Source organism: Inhella sp. (genome assembly GCF_027532025.1).
Lineage (GTDB): Bacteria > Pseudomonadota > Gammaproteobacteria > Burkholderiales > Burkholderiaceae_C > Inhella.
Window position 1 is genome coordinate 23,054 of sequence record NZ_JAPZSY010000008.1, and the last position, 16,927, is coordinate 39,980.

Genomic DNA, 16,927 nt, shown 5'->3' on the forward strand with positions numbered 1-16,927 from the left:
CGTTGATGATCTTCAAGCCGCGCCCCGATCCGGGCGCGGCTTTTTTCCTTCAGGAGCACGCCATGTGGCAAGTTGGAGATGCGGTTCCGGCCGCGACCGTTTACGAGTACAACGCCGTGGCAGGCGAGGGCTGCCCCATCGGTCCAGCTGCGGTGGACCTGGCCGCCGCCTCGCAGGGCAAAACCATCGCGTTGTTCGCACTGCCCGGCGCCTACACCCCCACCTGTTCGGCCAAGCACCTGCCGGGCTATGTCGAGTTGGCCACCGAATTCCGGGCGGCTGGCGTCGATGAGATCTGGTGCTTGTCGGTGAACGACGCCTTCGTCATGCACCACTGGGGGCAGGCCCAGGGCGCCACCGGCGTGGTGCGGATGCTGGGCGATGGCTCGGCGATTTTCACGCAGGCCGTCGGCCTGGTGCTCGACCTCACGGCCAAGGGCATGGGCGTGCGCAGCCAGCGCTACGCCGCGCTGTTGGTGGATGGCCGCGTCGCCGTCCTACAAGTCGAGGCGCCGGGGCAATTCGACGTCAGCAGCGCTTCGGCGCTGCTGGCCGCTGCGAGGGCCCGAACGGCTTGAGTGGTGGTTTTTGCACTCAGGGCTTGACCGCAGCCGTGAGTGCCTTGCATAATGCTTGGCTTCGCTGACTTTGGGTTGGCGCCACGTTCGTGAGCGCGCCGAAGTCGGCTTCAGACCTCAAACCGCTGCGCGATGGGCCGTCAGGCCCGCCGCAAGGCTTACGGGCCCAAGACTGACCGAGTGCCAAGTGCTCGGGGCAAGTTGGGAATTGACATGATCCAAATGCAATCGCGACTCGACGTCGCGGACAACACGGGCGCGAAGTCCGTCATGTGCATCAAGGTGCTGGGTGGCTCCAAGCGTCGCTACGCCGGTATCGGTGATGTGATCAAGGTCAGCATCAAAGAAGCAGCGCCTCGTGGCCGCGTCAAGAAGGGCGAGGTCTACAACGCTGTGGTGGTGCGCACCGCCAAGGGCGTCCGCCGCCAAGACGGCTCGCTGGTGAAGTTCGACGGCAACGCTGCCGTCCTGCTGAACGCCAAGCTCGAGCCCATCGGCACCCGCATCTTTGGCCCGGTCACGCGCGAGTTGCGCAGCGAACGATTCATGAAGATCGTTTCGTTGGCGCCGGAAGTGCTCTGAGTCTGGCGACCGCTAAAGGACTGTCATGAACAAGATTCGCAAAGGCGACGAGGTCATCGTGTTGACCGGTCGCGACAAGGGCAAGCGCGGCACGGTGACCGCGCGCGTTGACGCCGACCATGTGTTGGTCGAGGGTGTCAACGTGGCCAAGAAGCACGTGAAGCCAAATCCCATGAAGGGGACGACCGGCGGCGTGGTGGACAAGGTGATGCCCATCCATCAATCGAATGTGGCGATCTACAACGCAACGACCGGAAAAGCCGATCGCGTTGGGGTCAAGCTGCTTGACGACGGCCAAAAAGTGCGCGTCTTCAAGAGCAGCGGCGCCGAAATCAAGGTTTGACGGGGACCGACATGGCTCGTTTGCAAGCGTTTTACCGCGAAAAAGTGGTGCCCAGCCTCGTTGAGAAGTTTGGCTACAAGTCGGTCATGGAGGTGCCTCGCATCACCAAGATCACCCTCAACATGGGCGTCAGCGAAGCTGTTGCCGACAAGAAGGTCATGGACCATGCCGTGGGCGACCTGACCAAGATCGCGGGCCAGAAGCCGGTGGTCACCAAGTCGCGCAAGGCCATCGCCGGCTTCAAGATCCGCGAAGACGTCCCCATCGGGGCGATGGTCACCCTGCGTGGTGTGCAGATGTACGAGTTCCTGGATCGCTTCGTGACGATCGCGCTGCCTCGCGTGCGTGACTTCCGCGGCATTTCGGGCCGCTCCTTCGATGGCCGTGGCAACTACAACATCGGCGTCAAAGAGCAGATCATCTTCCCCGAGATCGAGTACGACAAGGTGGATGCCCTGCGCGGCTTGAACATCAGCATCACCACCACCGCCAAGAACGACGAAGAAGCCAAGGCTCTGCTGCAGGCTTTCAAGTTCCCCTTCAAGAACTGAGGCACGCCATGGCAAAGCTTTCTCTCAAGCAGCGCGAACTGAAGCGCGAGCAACTGGTGGCCAAGTTCGCGAAGAAGTACGCCGAACTCAAGGCCATCATCAACGACGCCAAGCGGAGCGACGAAGAGCGCTACGCGGCGCGCCTGGCACTGCAGCAACTGCCGCGCAATGCCAACCCGACACGCCTGCGCAACCGCTGCGAACTCACGGGCCGCGCCCGTGGCACGTTCCGCACCTTCGGCCTCGGCCGCAGCAAGATCCGTGAACTGGCCTTCAAGGGTGACATCCCCGGTGTCATCAAGGCCAGCTGGTAATCGGCAGGATTTGGAGAGTACCCCATGAGCATGAGTGATCCGATCGCCGACATGCTGACGCGCATCCGCAATGCGCAGTCGGTCGAAAAGTCGAGCGTGAGCATGCCCTCCTCCAAACTCAAGCTGGCGATCGCCAAGGTCTTGAAGGACGAGGGTTACATCGAGAACTTCGCGGTGCGTGGCGACGCTGCCCGCCCCGAGCTCGAAATCGAATTGAAGTATTACGCGGGTCGTCCGGTGATCGAGCGCATCGAGCGCGTCAGCCGCCCGGGCCTGCGTGTGTACAAGGGCCGCCATGACATTCCCAACGTCATGAACGGTCTGGGTGTGGCCATCATCACGACCCCCAAGGGCGTGATGACCGACCGCAAAGCCCGCCAAGCCGGTATCGGCGGCGAAGTGCTTTGCTACGTCGCCTAATCGCTAAAGGAGTCGCAATGTCCCGCGTTGGAAAAATGCCGGTCGCGATCCCGCAAGGCGTGGATGTGACCCTGTCGGCCGACACCATCAGCATCAAGGGTGCGATGGGCACGCTCGCGCGTCCCCAAATCGCCCAGGTGAAGGTCGCCCAAGAAGGTTCCGCGCTGAATTTCGCGCCGACCAACGAATCCGCCGAAGCCAATGCCCTGAGCGGCACCGTGCGCGCCCTCGTGGCCAACATGGTGCAAGGCGTGAGCAAGGGCTTCGAGCGCAAGCTGACCCTGGTGGGCGTGGGCTTCCGTGCCCAGGCCCAAGGCCAGAAGCTCAACCTGCAGATCGGCTTCTCGCACCCTGTGGTGAAAGACATGCCGGCCGGGATCAAGGTCGAGTGCCCCTCGCAGACGGAAATCGTGATCAAGGGTGCGGACCGCCAGGTGGTGGGCCAAATCGCCGCCGAAGTTCGCGCCATCCGTCCGCCTGAGCCCTACAAGGGCAAGGGCATCCGCTACGCGGACGAGAAGGTCACGATCAAAGAGACCAAGAAGAAGTAAGGAGCCGCGCCATGTTGAACAAGAAACAACAGCGACTGCGTCGCGCGCGTCAAACCCGCGTTCGCATCGCGCTGCAGCGCAAGGCCCGTCTGACGGTCTTCCGCTCCAACCTGCACATCTACGCCAGCGTCGTCAGCGAAGACAGCAGCAAGGTGCTGGCCACCGCCTCCACGGCCGAAAAGGAATTGCGCGACGCCCTCAAGGGCAACGGTGGCAACGTCGCCGCCGCCCAATTGGTGGGCAAGCGCATCGCCGAGAAGGCCAAGGCGGCGGGCGTCGAGGCTGTGGCCTTCGATCGCGCTGGCTACGCCTTCCACGGCCGCATCAAGGCCTTGGCCGAAGCAGCCCGCGAAGCCGGTCTGAAGTTCTAAGCATTCGGAAGCAGAGCAAATGGCAAAGTTTCAACCCCGCGTGCAAGACGAAGGTCGTGACGACGGTCTGCGCGAAAAGATGATCGCGGTGAACCGTGTCACCAAAGTGGTGAAGGGCGGTCGCATCCTCGGTTTCGCGGCGCTGACGGTGGTCGGCGATGGCGATGGCCGCATTGGCATGGGCAAGGGAAAGGCGCGTGAAGTGCCGGTCGCCGTGCAAAAGGCCATGGAATCGGCCCGTCGCAACATGGTCAAGGTCAGCCTGAAGAACGGCACCGTGCACCACAACGTGATCGGCGAACACGGCGCGGCTCGCGTCATGCTGGCCCCGGCTCCCACCGGTACCGGCGTGATTGCCGGCGGCCCGATGCGCGCAGTCTTCGAAGTGATGGGCGTGACCGACATCGTGAGCAAGAGCCACGGTTCGACCAACCCCTACAACATGGTTCGCGCCACGCTGGACGCCCTCAAGCGCGCCAGCACGCCGTCCGAGATCGCTGCCAAGCGCGGCAAGTCCGTCGAAGAGCTGTTCAGCTGATCGGCGGCGAGGAGAGCCACATGTCTGAAAAGAAAACCGTGACCGTCAAGCTGGTTCGCAGCGTGGCTGGCACCCGCGAGTCTCACCGCGCCACCGTGCGTGGTCTGGGCCTGCGCAAGCTGAACAGCACGCGCACCCTGGAAGACACCCCCGCCGTGCGCGGCATGATCACCAAGGTCCAGTACCTGGTGCAAGTGCTGTAACGGCTGGCGCAAGGACAAGAACATGCAACTCAACAGCATCAAGCCCTCGGAAGGCTCCAAGAAGGTCAAGCGTCGCGTCGGTCGCGGCATTGGCTCGGGCCTGGGCAAGACGGCCGGTCGCGGCCACAAAGGTCAAAAGTCCCGCGCGGGTGGCTTCCACAAGGTCGGCTTCGAAGGCGGTCAAATGCCGCTGCAGCGCCGCCTCCCGAAGCGTGGCTTCAAGTCGGCTTCGCTGAAGTACAACGCGGAAGTCAACCTGACCGACCTGCAGCGCCTGGGCGCCGAGGAAGTGGACGTTCTGACCCTCAAGGCCGCCGGTCTGGTGGGCGAAATGATCAAGAACGTCAAGGTGATCAAGTCGGGCGAGTTGTCGCGCAAGGTGGTGCTCAAGGGCATCGGCGCGACCGCGGGTGCCAAGGCGGCCATCGAGGCGGCCGGTGGCCAAGTCGCTTGATCGGTTGAAGGCGGCCTGTGGCTTCTAGCGCGCAACAGCTGGCACGTGGCGGTCGCTTCGGCGACCTCAAGCGTCGGCTCTGGTTCCTCCTGCTGGCCCTGGTGGTCTACCGGGTGGGCGCACACATCCCGGTGCCGGGGATCGACCCCGATCAGCTCAAGCAGTTGTTCAGCAGCCAGCAAGGCGGCATCCTGAGCCTGTTCAACATGTTCTCGGGCGGGGCGTTGTCGCGCTTCACCGTGTTCGCGTTGGGGATCATGCCGTACATCTCGGCGTCGATCGTCATGCAGCTGATGACGTACGTCGTCCCCAGCCTCGAAGCCTTGAAGAAAGAGGGCGAGGCGGGCCGGCGCCAGATCACGCAGTACACGCGCTATGGCACTTTGGGCTTGGCATTGTTCCAATCGTTGAGCATCGCGGTGGCGCTGGAAAGCTCGCCTGGCTTGGTGATTGCGCCCGGCTGGGGCTTCCGCTTGACCGCAGTCACCAGCTTGGTTGCTGGCACGATGTTCTTGATGTGGCTGGGTGAGCAGATCACCGAGCGCGGCTTGGGCAACGGCATCTCGATCTTGATTTTTGCCGGCATCGCCGCCGGGTTGCCTGGTGCCATCGGCGGCTTGGGCAGCTTGGTCAGTTCGGGCGCCATGTCCATCATCGTGGCCTTGTTCATCATCGCTCTGGTGGGCCTGGTGACGTGGGGCGTGGTGTTCGTGGAGCGCGGTCAACGCAAGATCTTGGTCAACTACGCCAAGCGGCAGGTCGGCAACAAGGTGTACGGTGGGCAGTCGTCGCACCTGCCCTTCAAGCTGAACATGGCCGGCGTCATCCCGCCGATCTTTGCCTCGTCGATCATTTTGTTGCCCGCCACGCTGGCCAGCTGGTTCGGTGCTGGGGCGCAGGAAGGCCCGCTGCGTTGGTTGAAGAACGTGGGCGACGCTTTGCATCCTGGGCAGCCGATCTACGTGATGCTGTACGCCGCGGCCATCGTGTTCTTCTGCTTCTTCTACACGGCCATGCAGTACAACAGCCGTGAGACCGCCGACAACCTGAAAAAGGGTGGTGCGTTCATTCCAGGCATCCGTCCGGGCGAACAGACTGCCAAGTACCTGGACAAGATTTTGGGTCGCTTGACCCTCGTCGGGGCGGTTTACATCACCTTGGTGTGCTTGTTGCCCGAATTCCTGACCTTGAAGTACAACGTCCCGTTCTACTTTGGCGGCACGTCGCTGCTGATCATCGTGGTGGTGACGATGGACTTCTGGGCGCAGGTGCAGAGCTATGTCATGAGTCAGCAGTACGAGTCGCTGCTGAAGAAGGCGAGCTTCAAGGCCAGTTGAGAGAAGAAGTTTTCCGCAATGATTTGAAGACGCCATGGCCAAGGACGACGTCATTCAGATGCAGGGTGAGATCGTTGAAAACCTGCCGAACGCGACGTTTCGCGTGAAGCTTGAAAACGGTCACATCGTCCTTGGTCACATCTCCGGCAAGATGCGCATGCACTACATCCGCATCCTGCCGGGGGACAAGGTCACCGTTGAGTTGACCCCGTACGACTTGAGTCGTGCTCGCATCGTGTTCCGGGCGAAGTGAGCGAAAGCAGTCCCCGGAAACCGTCGGAAGACGCCAAAGTATTTAGGTCCAGGAGCAGAACATGAAAGTTTCGGCATCGGTCAAGAAGATGTGCCGCAATTGCAAGATCATCCGCCGCAAGGGTGTGGTGCGTGTGATCTGCACCGACCCGCGCCACAAGCAGCGCCAGGGCTGATCAGGCCGCCTGGACACAGCAGAGCATTAGAGGAAGACCATGGCACGTATCGCTGGTATCAACATCCCGCCGCAAAAGCACACCGAGATCGGTCTGACGTCGATCTACGGCATCGGCCGCACCACCGCGCAAAAGATCTGCACGGCGTGTGGCGTCCCGTTCGACAAGAAGGTCAAGGACCTGTCCGATGCCGAACTGGAAAAGATCCGTGACGAGATCGGCAAGATGACCATCGAGGGCGACCTGCGCCGCGAAATGTCCATCAACATCAAGCGCTTGATGGACCTGGGCTGCTACCGCGGCTTCCGTCATCGCCGTGGTCTGCCGATGCGCGGCCAGCGCACCCGCACGAACGCCCGCACCCGCAAGGGCCCGCGTCGCGCCGCCGCGACCGGCAAGAAGTAATCCGCGGCAGGAACTGAAGAAAGATCAAGATGGCCAAGTCCCCGAACAACTCCGCCGCCCAACGCGTTCGCAAGAAGGTCCGCAAGAACGTGGCCGATGGCGTCGCGCATGTGCACGCGTCGTTCAACAACACGATCATCACCATCACCGACCGCCAAGGCGGTGCCCTGAGCTGGGCTTCGTCGGGTGGTCAAGGCTTCAAGGGTTCGCGCAAGTCGACGCCCTTCGCTGCCCAGGTGGCTGCTGAAGTTGCAGGTCGTGCTGCCCAAGAGCAAGGCATCAAGAACCTGGACGTCAAGATCAAGGGCCCGGGCCCCGGTCGCGAGTCGTCGGTTCGTGCCTTGGCCGCCCTGGGCATTCGCATCACCTCCATCTCTGACGTGACGCCGGTGCCGCACAACGGCTGCCGTCCCCAGAAGCGCCGTCGCATCTGAGTCAGGGTTTCAACCAATCTGGAGAACTTGCGTGATAATCGCAAGTTTTCCGATGGCCGGCGGGCTCCTGATGGGAGCCGCCGGCGCTTTTCGTTGGCGTGCTGCCGAAGGCCCTGCGGGGCTGTCGGAGAGCGCCAAACCCAAGCCCACCGTCTGAGCGCACAAAAGCAAATCCGCCAGACTCGCGCCCTTCGCAAGCGGGGCGTCAGATTGAACCAGGATCAACAACGTGGCACGTTATCTCGGCCCCAAGGCCAAACTTTCCCGCCGTGAAGGCACCGACCTGTTCCTGAAGAGCGCTCGCCGCGCCATCAGCGACAAGGCCAAGTTCGACACCAAGCCTGGCCAGCACGGCCGCACCTCGGGTCAGCGCACCAGCGACTTCGGCATCCAGTTGCGCGAAAAGCAAAAGGTCAAGCGCATGTACGGCGTGCTCGAGCGCCAGTTCCGCCGCTACTTCGCTGAGGCCGAACGCCGCAAGGGCTCAACTGGTGTCAACCTGCTGACGCTCCTGGAATCGCGCCTCGACAACGTCGTGTACCGCATGGGCTTTGGCTCGACCCGCGCAGAAGCGCGTCAGTTGGTGTCGCACAAGGGCATCCAGGTCAATGGGCAAACCGTCAACATCGCCTCTTTCATGGTCAAGGCCGGTGACGTGGTGTCGGTGCGCGAAGGCGCCAAGAAGCAACTGCGCATCGTCGATGCGCTGAAGCTGGCTGAATCCCTCGGCTTCCCGGCCTGGGTGCAGGTGGATGTGAGCAAGATGGAAGGTGTCTTCAAGAAGACGCCGGACCGCGACGAGTTCGGTGCCGAGATCAACGAATCGTTGATCGTCGAGTTGTACTCGCGCTGACCGATTGGCTTGGCTTCGCTGGCGCAGACGTGCGCCGGTGGCGAAGCCTTGCCTCCAGTGCCGGGGTTGCCAGGGGGCGGCTCCGGTTGCTTCCTCAGCCCTCGGTGGTGCACCCGGGGGATTGAAAGAAAGAGCCCATGCAAACGAATCTGCTCAAACCCAAGTCGATCAACGTCGAGCCGCTCGGTGGTCACCGTGCCAAGGTCACGTTGGAGCCGTTCGAACGCGGCTACGGCCACACGCTGGGCAATGCCCTGCGTCGTGTGCTGCTGTCTTCGATGGTGGGTTATGCGCCGACCGAAGTCACGATCGCTGGGGTGCTCCACGAGTACTCCACCGTGGACGGCGTGCAGGAGGATGTGGTCGGCATCATGCTGAACCTCAAGGGCGTTACCTTCCGCCTCCACAATCGCGAAGAAGTCACGCTGATCCTGCGCAAGGAAGGCGAAGGCCCGGTCACTGCCGCTGACATCCAGACGCCGCACGACGTCGAAATCATCAACCCCGATCACGTCATCTGCCATCTGGCCCAAGGCGGCAAGATTGACATGCAAATCAAGGTCGAGAAGGGCCGTGGCTACGTGCCAGGGAACCTGCGCCGCTTCGGCGACGAGCCGACCAAGGCCATCGGTCGCATCGTGCTGGACGCCTCGTTCTCGCCCGTTCGTCGCGTCAGCTACGCCGTCGAAAACGCCCGCGTTGAGCAGCGCACCGACTTGGACAAGTTGGTGATGGAGATCGAAACCAACGGCGCCATCTCGCCCGAAGAAGCGATCCGTGCCTCGGCCAAGATCCTGGTGGAGCAGTTGGCCGCCTTCGCCCAGCTGCAAGGCACCGACCTCGTTGACGCCTTCGACGCGCCCGCTCAGCGTGCCGCATCGTTCGACCCGATCCTGCTGCGCCCTGTCGACGAGCTGGAGCTGACGGTGCGTTCGGCCAACTGTCTGAAGGCCGAAAACATCTATTACATCGGCGACCTGATTCAGCGCACCGAGACCGAGCTGCTCAAGACCCCGAACCTGGGCCGCAAGTCGCTCAACGAAATCAAGGAAGTGCTCGCTTCGCGCGGCCTCACTTTGGGTTCGCGCCTCGAAAACTGGCCACCCGTTGGCTTGGACAAGCGCTGATCTGTTTTCACCAGGGCAGGGGGAGCCCCTGAAGACAAGCTCCCCATCGGTGCAACCGCCAGTACCTGATCCGGCTGGCGGCAAAACATAGGAAAGGAACAGCACCATGCGTCACCGTAACGGTCTCCGCAAACTCAATCGCACCAGCGAACACCGCGCCGCCATGCTTCGCAACATGGCCGTGTCCTTGCTCAAGCACGAGGCCATCAAGACCACCGTGCCCAAGGCCAAGGAACTGCGCCGCGTGGTGGAGCCCCTGATCACGCTGGCCAAGGAAGCCACCGTGGCCAACCGCCGTCTGGCGTTCAACCGCTTGCGCGATCGCGACGTGGTCACCAAGCTGTTCAACGAATTGGGCCCGCGTTTCGCCACCCGTCCGGGCGGCTACACCCGCATCCTGAAAATGGGCTTCCGCGTGGGCGACAACGCCCCGATGGCCTTCGTTGAGTTGGTGGATCGCCCCGCCACGGCCGAAGCCGCTGAGGCTGCCGCCGAGTGATCGGGCCGGCAGCTGCCGTGTTGTGAAAAGGGCCGGTTCACCGGCCCTTTTTTGTTGCTGGACACTCCAGGCGAGCGCAGCACGCCAAGCTGAATTCGAACTTGAACACAGCGTGCTGCGCGAGTGCCCAAAAGCTGTGCTATAGTCTAAGGCTTCCCTGACGCGGGGTGGAGCAGCCCGGTAGCTCGTTGGGCTCATAACCCAAAGGTCGCAGGTTCAAATCCTGCCCCCGCAACCAGTATTTCTCCAGTGCCTGACCAGCACTTAGCAAAGCCCACCACCCGGTGGGCTTTGTGCTTTTCCGGCGCTCTGTGACGAGTCCTGTGTCGTCACAGGAAAGCGCGCCTGTCCCTACCCCGTGGTCACTGTGACGGACTGCTCTGCAGGCCGGCGTTGAGATGCCTCAACCGGACTGGGCCGCTTGGGCGCCACGATGGAGCCGGGGTGGCCGGTGGGGCGACCCGATGGAGGCAGGAGGGCGCCATGGGCTTGGAACGACAGGTGGAGGCGGCCACGGTTCCAGCGCTGGATTGGCTGGTGGTGGCCAACGCCGCGTGGGCGCGCGTGTACGAGCGCGATGCGGCGCAAGGGGCGATGCGCGAGCGGTTCAGCAAGGTTCATGAGGAGGGACGAGCCCAGGGGGGCGCGTTGGGGCGAGGTCGGCCGGGGCGGGTGCGCAAGGGCGTGATGTCCACCGCTTTCGAGCCGCACACGCATCCGCGTGAGCGCGAACGAACCCGGTTTGCGCGAGCCTTGGCGGCGCTGCTGGAGCGGGAGGCGGTTGGGCACCGGATGGCGGGTTTGGTGCTGTTGGTCTCGAACCCCTTTCTGGGGGACTTGAGGGCTGCGCTGGGGCCGGCGTCCCGGGCGGTGTTGAAAGGGGCTTGGCCGGTGGACGTGACGGGGTTGCAGGGCGCCGAGTTGGAGCACCGCGTGAGCCAGTTGCTGCATCTGCACCTGCAGCCTTTGGGTGGCGGGTCGGCGTCCTGACGGGCGGGCTCAGGGTCGCGCGAGGACCGTGGGTGGGGGCAGGGTGGCCTGCAGCGCGTACCAGCGGCTGCATTCGTCCTCGCGGCCGCGCACCACACGCCGACCTAGCAGGGCGCCGCGCCACGCGGTGACCACGGTGTAGGGCCGCTCGTGGTGTTGGTCGTCTTCGGCGTACAGCAGCACGGCGTCGCGCACGGGGTGGGGCGCGTCGGCGCGGGCCGAGGGGCCGTACAGCGCCGTGAGGTGCCAACCCGGTCGTTGGGTGTGCAGCACGGGCAGTTCGGTGGCCCCACCGGGCGGGCGGCGTCGCGCGGTGATCTGCGGCAGGCGGCCGGCTTGCGCTTGATGGCGGTACTCCTGGTCCACGGCCAGCAGCAGTTCCACCGGGGGTTCGGTGCCGGGGGGAGCGGGGCGCCAGCGGCCGCCGGTGCGGCGTTGGCGTTGAAGACGCTCGGCCAAGGCGGCCTCCAGGGCGGCTGCGCGGCGTGGGCCGATGCCGGGGATCAGGTCGAGTCGCCCTTCGCGGGCCACGACGCTGAGGCCCTCGAGGGTGTCCACGCCCAACTCGTCGTGCAGGCGATGGGCCAGGGTAGGCCCCACGCCGGGCAGGGCGCACAGGGCCCACTCGGGTGCGCTGCTGCCGCGCAAGCGTTCCAGTTGCGTCCAGTGTCCGGTGCTCAGTTGTTCGGCCAGGGCAGCGGCGATGTGCGGCCCAATGCCGGGCAGGGCGTCCAGGGCCGCCAACCCACCGTGGGCGAAGACGTCGTGCACGGGCTGGGCCCAGCGGGCGACGGTGTTGGCGGCGCGTCGGCACGCGCCCACCCGGAAGGGGTTGTCCCCCTGGGCTTGCAGCAGGGCGGCCATTTCGCGCAGGGATTGGGCGAGGGTGCGGTTGTCGGCCACCGGCGCTGGGGGGGCCGGGGGCCGCGCGGCGCCGGCGGGGCGGTCTTTTTGCATCCAGCGATCGTGGGCGGCTGCTCCGGACGCGGCATTGAGCACGCGCAAGCCGCCGCTGCGGACATCGGCTGGCGAGTCGCTTGCTGGGCATTGAGGGGGCTCAATCGGGCCTGGAGTGGCTGTCGTTGAATGGGAGCGTGCGGTGGAGCGTTCGGATGCGGACGCCGACGCTGGGTCGCCCCATGGCCATGGGAAGTAGCGATGGTGGTTTCAAACCATGACGATGAGCGTCTCGGGCTGGGCCCGTGGCGGGCGCTGCGGCCCTCCGGACCCGAGGCGGGCGCGACGCGAGCTGCGCCCGCGGGCCGTGCGACCGTCAGTGACTTGCGGCGCCGCGTGCCGGTGCGCCGGGGGCTGCCCTCGCTGTCTTGCGTGATCCCGTGTCACAACGAAGCCGAGAACCTCGCGGAGCTGCTGCCACGCCTGCGCGAAACGCTGGACCGCTGCGCGCGGGCTTGGGAGGTGGTGCTGGTGGATGACGGCAGCACCGATGCCACGCCCTTGGAGCTGGCGCGTTGGGTGCAGACTCCGGGCTTTCGGGCGCTGCAGTTGTCGCGCCATTTCGGCAAGCAGGCTTCCTTGACGGCCGGCTTGGCCGGGGCAGATGGCGAGGTCGTGGTCATGATGGACGCCGACTTGCAGCATTCGCCCGCGCTCATCGCTGCCTTCGTGAACCACTGGCGTGCTGGCGCCGACGTGGTGTACGCGGTGCGCGATGACCGCCACGACGAGGGCTGGCTCAAGCGCCTCGGTGCGCGTTGGTTCTACCGCTTGGTGAACGCGGCCGATCGGTTCGAGTTGCCGGCCGGTGCTGGGGACTTTCGCTTGATGGATCGCCAGGTGGTTCGGGCCCTGCTGGCACTGCCGGAGCGCAACCGGTTCATGAAGGGGCTGTACGCCTGGGTCGGGTTCAAGTCGGTGGCGTTGCCCTACCAACCCGGGAAGCGTTCGCACGGCAAAAGCCACTTCGATGCGTTGCGGCTCATCCGGCTGTCGCTGGATGAGCTGACAGCGTTCACCACGTGGCCGTTGCGCGCGGTCAGCGTGGTGGGTTTCGCGCTGGCGTTGCTGTCCTTCGGCTATGGCGCTTTCCTGACCGTGGCCTACCTGGTGGCAGGACATCCGGTCAGTGGTTGGACCACCATCGTCGTGAGCCTGCTGCTGTTGGCGGGCATCCAGTTGATTTCGCTGGGCGTGGTGGGCGAGTACGTGGGGCGCGTCTTCGAGGAGGTGAAGGCGAGGCCCTTGTTCATCGTGGCGAACGAGGCCGGCCGAGGCTTGAAGGACATGCTCCCATGAACGACGCAACGCACCGCCCCGTGGCGGCCGACCCAGCCGCCCAGCGCCAGGGCTGGTTGGAGGACACGTTGATGGTGGCGGCGCTGGCGGCCGTTTGGTTGGCGGCGTTGGCCTGGGCGAGGCCCTTGATGCTGCCCGACGAGGGCCGCTACGTCGGCGTGGCGTGGGAAATGCTGCGCTCCGGCGAGTGGCTGACGCCCACCCTGAACGGCATGCCCTACTTCCACAAACCGCCGCTCATGGCCTGGATCACGGCCGGTGCCATGGCCGCGCTGGGCCCCCACGCGTGGGCGGCGCGGGCTGCGCCGCTGTTGGGGGCGTGGCTTGCGGTGCTGGCCCTTTACGTGTTTGCGCGCCGGTGGAGCTCAGGCGGCATTGCCAAGCGCAGCGCCCTGGTGCTGGTGATGCAGCCGATGGTCTACCTGGCGGCCCAGTTTGCGAACCTGGACATGCTGGTGGCGGGTTGCATCAGCGCCACGGTGTTGGGGTGGGCGCACGCAGCCCTGCGCTTCGAGCAGGGCCAACCCAGCCCAGCCGTGCGCGATGGGGCCTATGCCCTGGCCGCCTTGGGCGTGCTGGCCAAGGGTTTGATCGGCGTCGTGTTGCCGGTGTTGGTCATCGTGGCGTGGCTGGCCTGGCGCCGGCGCTGGAGCACCTTGCGTGCCCTGCTGTCGTGGCGGGGCGCCCTGCTGTTCGCGGTGCTGGCGGTGCCCTGGTTCGTGCTCATGCAGTGGCGCTACAGCGGCTTTCTGGACTACTTCTTCATCGTCCAGCACGTGCAGCGCTTTGCCGGCAGCGGCTTCAACAACGTGCAGCCGTTTTGGTTCTTTCCGGTGGTGCTGGCGCTGCTGTGGCTGCCCTTTTTGCCCTGGTTGCGGCCGGCCCTTGCGGGCGCGTTCTACCGCGACGCGGAGCGAGGCGCTGTGCGTCAGTTGATGGCGGTGTGGGCCGGGGTCGTCGTGCTGTTCTTCTCCCTGCCCGAATCCAAGCTCGTGGGCTACGTGCTGCCCAGCGCCCCGCCCCTGGCCTACCTGGTGGCCGATGCGGTGGCGGCCCGCTGGGGCTCGGCGCCGGCGGTGTGGCCGCGTCGGTGGTGGGGGTTGAGCGTGGCCCTGGCCGCCGCGGTGGGCTTGGGGGTGGTGGTGGCGCTGGCCATCGAGCCGCGACGCTCGACCCGCGAGTTGGGCGAGGCCCTGGCCCAAGTCCAGCGTGGGGCGGAGCCGGTCTACATGGTGCAGGGCTACTACTTCGACCTGCCCCTGTACGCGCGTTTGCAGTCGCCCGTGCACGTGGTCGAGGCGTGGTCCAGCCCCGAGGCGCAGCGCCGCGACACCTGGCGCAAGGAGCTGTTGGACGCCCAGCGCTTGGCCGGCGCGCCGCAGCCATCTTGGTTGATCGAGCCCGGTGCATGGCCCGCCGCGCTGTGCCAAGCGCCGGTCAACTGGGTGATCGGCCCGGCGAATGCCGCCGACCGCCACCCATTTCTTCGGCACGACAACGAGGTGGCCCGGCTGCGGGGCACGACGCTGTGGCGCGTCGTCACCGACCCGGGCTCGCCGGCGGCCGTGCTGCGCTGCCCAGCCGCCTCCACCGAAGAATCGTCCGGTCGGTGAACCCCACAACCGCCGGGACGATGTTGACGCACGACCGTTCGTGCGCAGAGGCGCGGCGTCGGCCGGATGCCCAGCCGCGTGTGGCCTGCGGAGCGTCTCGCTCCTGGTCGCAAGGGTGAGCGCGCTGCGCCTGCGGCTGGGCCCGAGCTGGGCCCACTGAGCCGCTGGATCGCCGCGCGTTGAGGGCGCGCAATCGCCCGCGGGGGCGCGTCGGCATCCTCGGTGGCCCCCAAACCCAAGGAGTCTGCGATGCGCGATTCAAGAACCCAGCGGCACCGGCAGCCAGCGGTGCGCGTGGCGATCACCGGTCTGGCCACGGCCTCGATGGTGGCGGCCTTGGCCGCCTGCACGTCGATGGGGGAGGGCAGCGGTAGCACCCGCGACAACCCCTCCCCCGTGCGTTTTCAATGGACCAGCCGCGACGGCGGCAACACCGGCACCATGCGCGCCGAGATGTCCGGCGGCGCGGTGTTCGAGGGGCCTTTCTTGCAGATCAGTGCCACGCTGCGCCTCGAGGTCTTGGACCCGATGTGGGTCGGTTGGCGGCGCGGCTGGAACGATTGGCGCTACTGGGGCCCCTACGCCGAGCCGGCCTTCGTCACCCGCTACTCGGGGCGCGTCGTCGCCAATTTGCGCGGGCCGGGCGAGGAGCGCATGCGCTGCCGCTTTCACTTGAACGAGCCGGCGCAGGGCATGCGCGGCGGTGGGCAGGGCGAGTGCCAGGCCACGGGCGGCCGTGTCGTGGATGCCGTGTTCAGCGCATCGTGAGGTCGAACATGCGGCCCCTCACCTCCTCCCCCACCTTGTCGTCTCGCCCGGGCAGGCTGCCTCAGCGGCCCCAGGCCGATGCTGCGCCGCGCCAGCCCTGGCTCTTGCGTCCCCAGGCCTGGTTTCATGGGCTGGCCGAGCGCGCCGGTCAGGCCTTCGCCGTCGAGTTCCCCGATGGCGAACTCCTGCTGGCCGGTCGCGGCGAGCCTCGGTTCCGCTTGGTGTTCCGCAGCCCCGCGGCCTTGCGGGCCGTTTTGTTCCGCGGGCATGTCGGCTTGCTGGAGTCCTACGCCGATCAGCAGATCGAGCTCGAAGGCGACTTGCCCACCGCCTTTTCCACCGCCATGGCGGCGGGCTTGGACCTGCAACCCAACCGCTGGAACCGCCTGATGAACCGCCTGCACGAGTGGCGCCACTCGGCGGCCTCCCACGGCCGGGCCAAGGCCAATGCGCGCGCGCACTACCCGCACCCGCCGGACTTCTACCGGCATTGGCTGGACGAGGAGGGCTTGGTCTACACCTGCGGCTACTGGCCCGACGGCACCCAGACCCTGGAGCAGGCGCAGAGCCAGAAGATCGACCACGTGTGCCGCAAGCTGCGGCTGCAGCGAGGCGATCGCTTCGTCGACCTGGGCTGCGGTTTTGGCGGCTTCTTGCTGCGCGCCCACCAAACCACGGGCGCGACCGGCGTCGGTGTGAACACCACCACCGAGCAGGTGCATTGGTTGCGCGAGGAAATCGTGCGCCGTGGCCTGTCGTCCCACCTGCAGGTGCGCGAGGCCGACTTCCGCGAGGTCGACGGCCTGTACGACAAGGTGGTGTCGATCGGCGTGCTGGAGCACGCCGGCCGCGGCCTGTTGGACGAGGCGATCCGCGCGCACGCCGCTTACCTCAGGCCCGGCGGGCTGGGCCTGCTGCACTTCGTGGGCCACATCGGCACGCAGGAAACGGACCTGTTCATCCGCAAGCACATCTTCCCGGGCGGGTGGTTGCCCGACATCTCCGAGGTCTTGTCGGCCCTGGAGCGCCACGGCCTGGAGGTGGTGGACGTGGAGAACCTGCGCCGCCACTACGCGCTCACGCTGGACGTGTGGGCCGAGCGCTTCGACCGGCATTGGCCGGAGATCCGGGCGATCGACCCCACGCGCTACGACGAGCGCTTCCGGCGCCTGTGGATGAGCTACCTGCTCGGCAGCGCGGAGAGCTTCCGCTTCGGGCGCACGCACCTGTTCCAGATCGTTTTCAGCCAAGGCAGTCTGGGCAAGAACGATTACCCGATGGGGCGCGAGTTCCTCTACACGCCCTGAGCCCC

General features: G+C 65.6%; 25 protein-coding genes and 1 tRNA gene. 25 read left to right on the plus strand and 1 reads right to left on the minus strand.

What is annotated here, in order from left to right; translation table 11 throughout:
- Nucleotides 1-62: 62 nt before the first annotated feature.
- The 21 genes from O9335_RS02190 to O9335_RS02290 all read left to right on the plus strand — a co-directional run bounded on the left by O9335_RS02190 (nt 63) and on the right by O9335_RS02290 (nt 10,978).
- A complete protein-coding gene (locus tag O9335_RS02190; protein ID WP_298382878.1) occupies nt 63-578 on the plus strand; it encodes a peroxiredoxin in 516 nt (171 codons plus the stop codon).
- A gap of 213 nt (nt 579-791) precedes the next feature.
- Nucleotides 792-1,160: a 50S ribosomal protein L14 gene (gene rplN / locus O9335_RS02195; protein WP_210809882.1), complete on the plus strand. Its 369-nt coding sequence runs from the start codon at nt 792-794 to the stop codon at nt 1,158-1,160.
- A gap of 25 nt (nt 1,161-1,185) precedes the next feature.
- A complete protein-coding gene (rplX, locus tag O9335_RS02200; protein WP_298382884.1) occupies nt 1,186-1,503 on the plus strand; it encodes a 50S ribosomal protein L24 in 318 nt (105 codons plus the stop codon).
- Between the two features lie 11 nt (nt 1,504-1,514).
- A complete protein-coding gene (gene rplE, locus O9335_RS02205) occupies nt 1,515-2,054 on the plus strand; it encodes a 50S ribosomal protein L5 (RefSeq protein WP_298382887.1) in 540 nt (179 codons plus the stop codon).
- Nucleotides 2,055-2,062: 8 nt separating this feature from the next.
- Nucleotides 2,063-2,368: a 30S ribosomal protein S14 gene (gene rpsN, locus O9335_RS02210; protein WP_127682659.1), complete on the plus strand. Its 306-nt coding sequence runs from the start codon at nt 2,063-2,065 to the stop codon at nt 2,366-2,368.
- 24 nt (nt 2,369-2,392) lie between these two features.
- Nucleotides 2,393-2,788, plus strand: coding sequence for a 30S ribosomal protein S8 (gene rpsH, locus O9335_RS02215; protein WP_298382891.1), 396 nt, complete (start codon nt 2,393-2,395; stop codon nt 2,786-2,788).
- 17 nt (nt 2,789-2,805) lie between these two features.
- The gene (gene rplF, locus O9335_RS02220; protein WP_298382894.1) at nt 2,806-3,339 is read left to right on the plus strand and encodes a 50S ribosomal protein L6; all 534 of its coding nucleotides are present in this window, start codon (nt 2,806-2,808) and stop codon (nt 3,337-3,339) included.
- Between the two features lie 11 nt (nt 3,340-3,350).
- The gene (gene rplR, locus O9335_RS02225) at nt 3,351-3,710 is read left to right on the plus strand and encodes a 50S ribosomal protein L18 (protein WP_298382897.1); all 360 of its coding nucleotides are present in this window, start codon (nt 3,351-3,353) and stop codon (nt 3,708-3,710) included.
- A 19-nt stretch (nt 3,711-3,729) separates the two neighbouring features.
- Nucleotides 3,730-4,248: a 30S ribosomal protein S5 gene (rpsE, locus tag O9335_RS02230; RefSeq protein ID WP_298382900.1), complete on the plus strand. Its 519-nt coding sequence runs from the start codon at nt 3,730-3,732 to the stop codon at nt 4,246-4,248.
- 20 nt (nt 4,249-4,268) lie between these two features.
- Nucleotides 4,269-4,451, plus strand: a complete 183-nt coding sequence (gene rpmD, locus O9335_RS02235) for a 50S ribosomal protein L30 (protein WP_298382903.1) — start codon at nt 4,269-4,271, stop codon at nt 4,449-4,451.
- Nucleotides 4,452-4,473: 22 nt separating this feature from the next.
- Nucleotides 4,474-4,905 (plus strand): 50S ribosomal protein L15, encoded by a 432-nt coding sequence (gene rplO, locus O9335_RS02240; RefSeq protein ID WP_298382905.1) that lies wholly within the window; start codon nt 4,474-4,476, stop codon nt 4,903-4,905.
- Nucleotides 4,906-4,922: 17 nt separating this feature from the next.
- Nucleotides 4,923-6,242 carry a preprotein translocase subunit SecY gene (gene secY / locus O9335_RS02245; RefSeq protein WP_298382908.1) on the plus strand — a complete coding sequence of 440 codons (1,320 nt, stop codon included), beginning with the start codon at nt 4,923-4,925 and terminating at the stop codon, nt 6,240-6,242.
- 34 nt (nt 6,243-6,276) lie between these two features.
- Complete coding sequence (gene infA, locus O9335_RS02250) at nt 6,277-6,495, plus strand: translation initiation factor IF-1 (RefSeq protein ID WP_223907181.1); 219 nt, start codon at nt 6,277-6,279, stop codon at nt 6,493-6,495.
- Nucleotides 6,496-6,556: 61 nt separating this feature from the next.
- Nucleotides 6,557-6,670, plus strand: coding sequence for a 50S ribosomal protein L36 (rpmJ, locus tag O9335_RS02255; protein ID WP_035036301.1), 114 nt, complete (start codon nt 6,557-6,559; stop codon nt 6,668-6,670).
- 39 nt (nt 6,671-6,709) lie between these two features.
- Complete coding sequence (gene rpsM, locus O9335_RS02260; RefSeq protein WP_298382913.1) at nt 6,710-7,075, plus strand: 30S ribosomal protein S13; 366 nt, start codon at nt 6,710-6,712, stop codon at nt 7,073-7,075.
- A gap of 29 nt (nt 7,076-7,104) precedes the next feature.
- Nucleotides 7,105-7,509, plus strand: a complete 405-nt coding sequence (rpsK, locus tag O9335_RS02265) for a 30S ribosomal protein S11 (RefSeq protein WP_298382916.1) — start codon at nt 7,105-7,107, stop codon at nt 7,507-7,509.
- Nucleotides 7,510-7,738: 229 nt separating this feature from the next.
- Nucleotides 7,739-8,362 (plus strand): 30S ribosomal protein S4, encoded by a 624-nt coding sequence (gene rpsD / locus O9335_RS02270; RefSeq protein ID WP_298382920.1) that lies wholly within the window; start codon nt 7,739-7,741, stop codon nt 8,360-8,362.
- A 137-nt stretch (nt 8,363-8,499) separates the two neighbouring features.
- Nucleotides 8,500-9,489, plus strand: a complete 990-nt coding sequence (gene rpoA, locus O9335_RS02275) for a DNA-directed RNA polymerase subunit alpha (RefSeq protein WP_298382923.1) — start codon at nt 8,500-8,502, stop codon at nt 9,487-9,489.
- Nucleotides 9,490-9,595: 106 nt separating this feature from the next.
- The gene (gene rplQ / locus O9335_RS02280; protein WP_298382926.1) at nt 9,596-9,988 is read left to right on the plus strand and encodes a 50S ribosomal protein L17; all 393 of its coding nucleotides are present in this window, start codon (nt 9,596-9,598) and stop codon (nt 9,986-9,988) included.
- 161 nt (nt 9,989-10,149) lie between these two features.
- Nucleotides 10,150-10,226 (plus strand) — tRNA-Met (locus O9335_RS02285).
- 245 nt (nt 10,227-10,471) lie between these two features.
- Nucleotides 10,472-10,978 (plus strand): host attachment protein, encoded by a 507-nt coding sequence (locus O9335_RS02290; RefSeq protein WP_298382928.1) that lies wholly within the window; start codon nt 10,472-10,474, stop codon nt 10,976-10,978.
- A gap of 9 nt (nt 10,979-10,987) precedes the next feature.
- On the opposite strand, the gene O9335_RS02295 is transcribed toward O9335_RS02290, so the two are convergent.
- Nucleotides 10,988-11,935: a helix-hairpin-helix domain-containing protein gene (locus tag O9335_RS02295; RefSeq protein ID WP_298382931.1), complete on the minus strand. Its 948-nt coding sequence runs from the start codon at nt 11,933-11,935 to the stop codon at nt 10,988-10,990.
- A 342-nt stretch (nt 11,936-12,277) separates the two neighbouring features.
- On the opposite strand from O9335_RS02295, the gene O9335_RS02300 reads away from it, so the two are divergent.
- The 4 genes from O9335_RS02300 to O9335_RS02315 all read left to right on the plus strand — a co-directional run bounded on the left by O9335_RS02300 (nt 12,278) and on the right by O9335_RS02315 (nt 16,922).
- Complete coding sequence (locus O9335_RS02300) at nt 12,278-13,234, plus strand: glycosyltransferase family 2 protein (protein WP_367185394.1); 957 nt, start codon at nt 12,278-12,280, stop codon at nt 13,232-13,234.
- Nucleotides 13,231-14,847, plus strand: a complete 1,617-nt coding sequence (locus O9335_RS02305) for a glycosyltransferase family 39 protein (protein WP_298382937.1) — start codon at nt 13,231-13,233, stop codon at nt 14,845-14,847. The genes O9335_RS02300 and O9335_RS02305 overlap by 4 nt, the downstream gene beginning before the upstream one ends.
- Before the next feature lie 249 nt (nt 14,848-15,096).
- Nucleotides 15,097-15,615 carry a hypothetical protein gene (locus O9335_RS02310; protein WP_298382940.1) on the plus strand — a complete coding sequence of 173 codons (519 nt, stop codon included), beginning with the start codon at nt 15,097-15,099 and terminating at the stop codon, nt 15,613-15,615.
- Nucleotides 15,616-15,623: 8 nt separating this feature from the next.
- Nucleotides 15,624-16,922: a cyclopropane-fatty-acyl-phospholipid synthase family protein gene (locus O9335_RS02315; RefSeq protein ID WP_298382943.1), complete on the plus strand. Its 1,299-nt coding sequence runs from the start codon at nt 15,624-15,626 to the stop codon at nt 16,920-16,922.
- Nucleotides 16,923-16,927 lie beyond the last annotated feature (5 nt).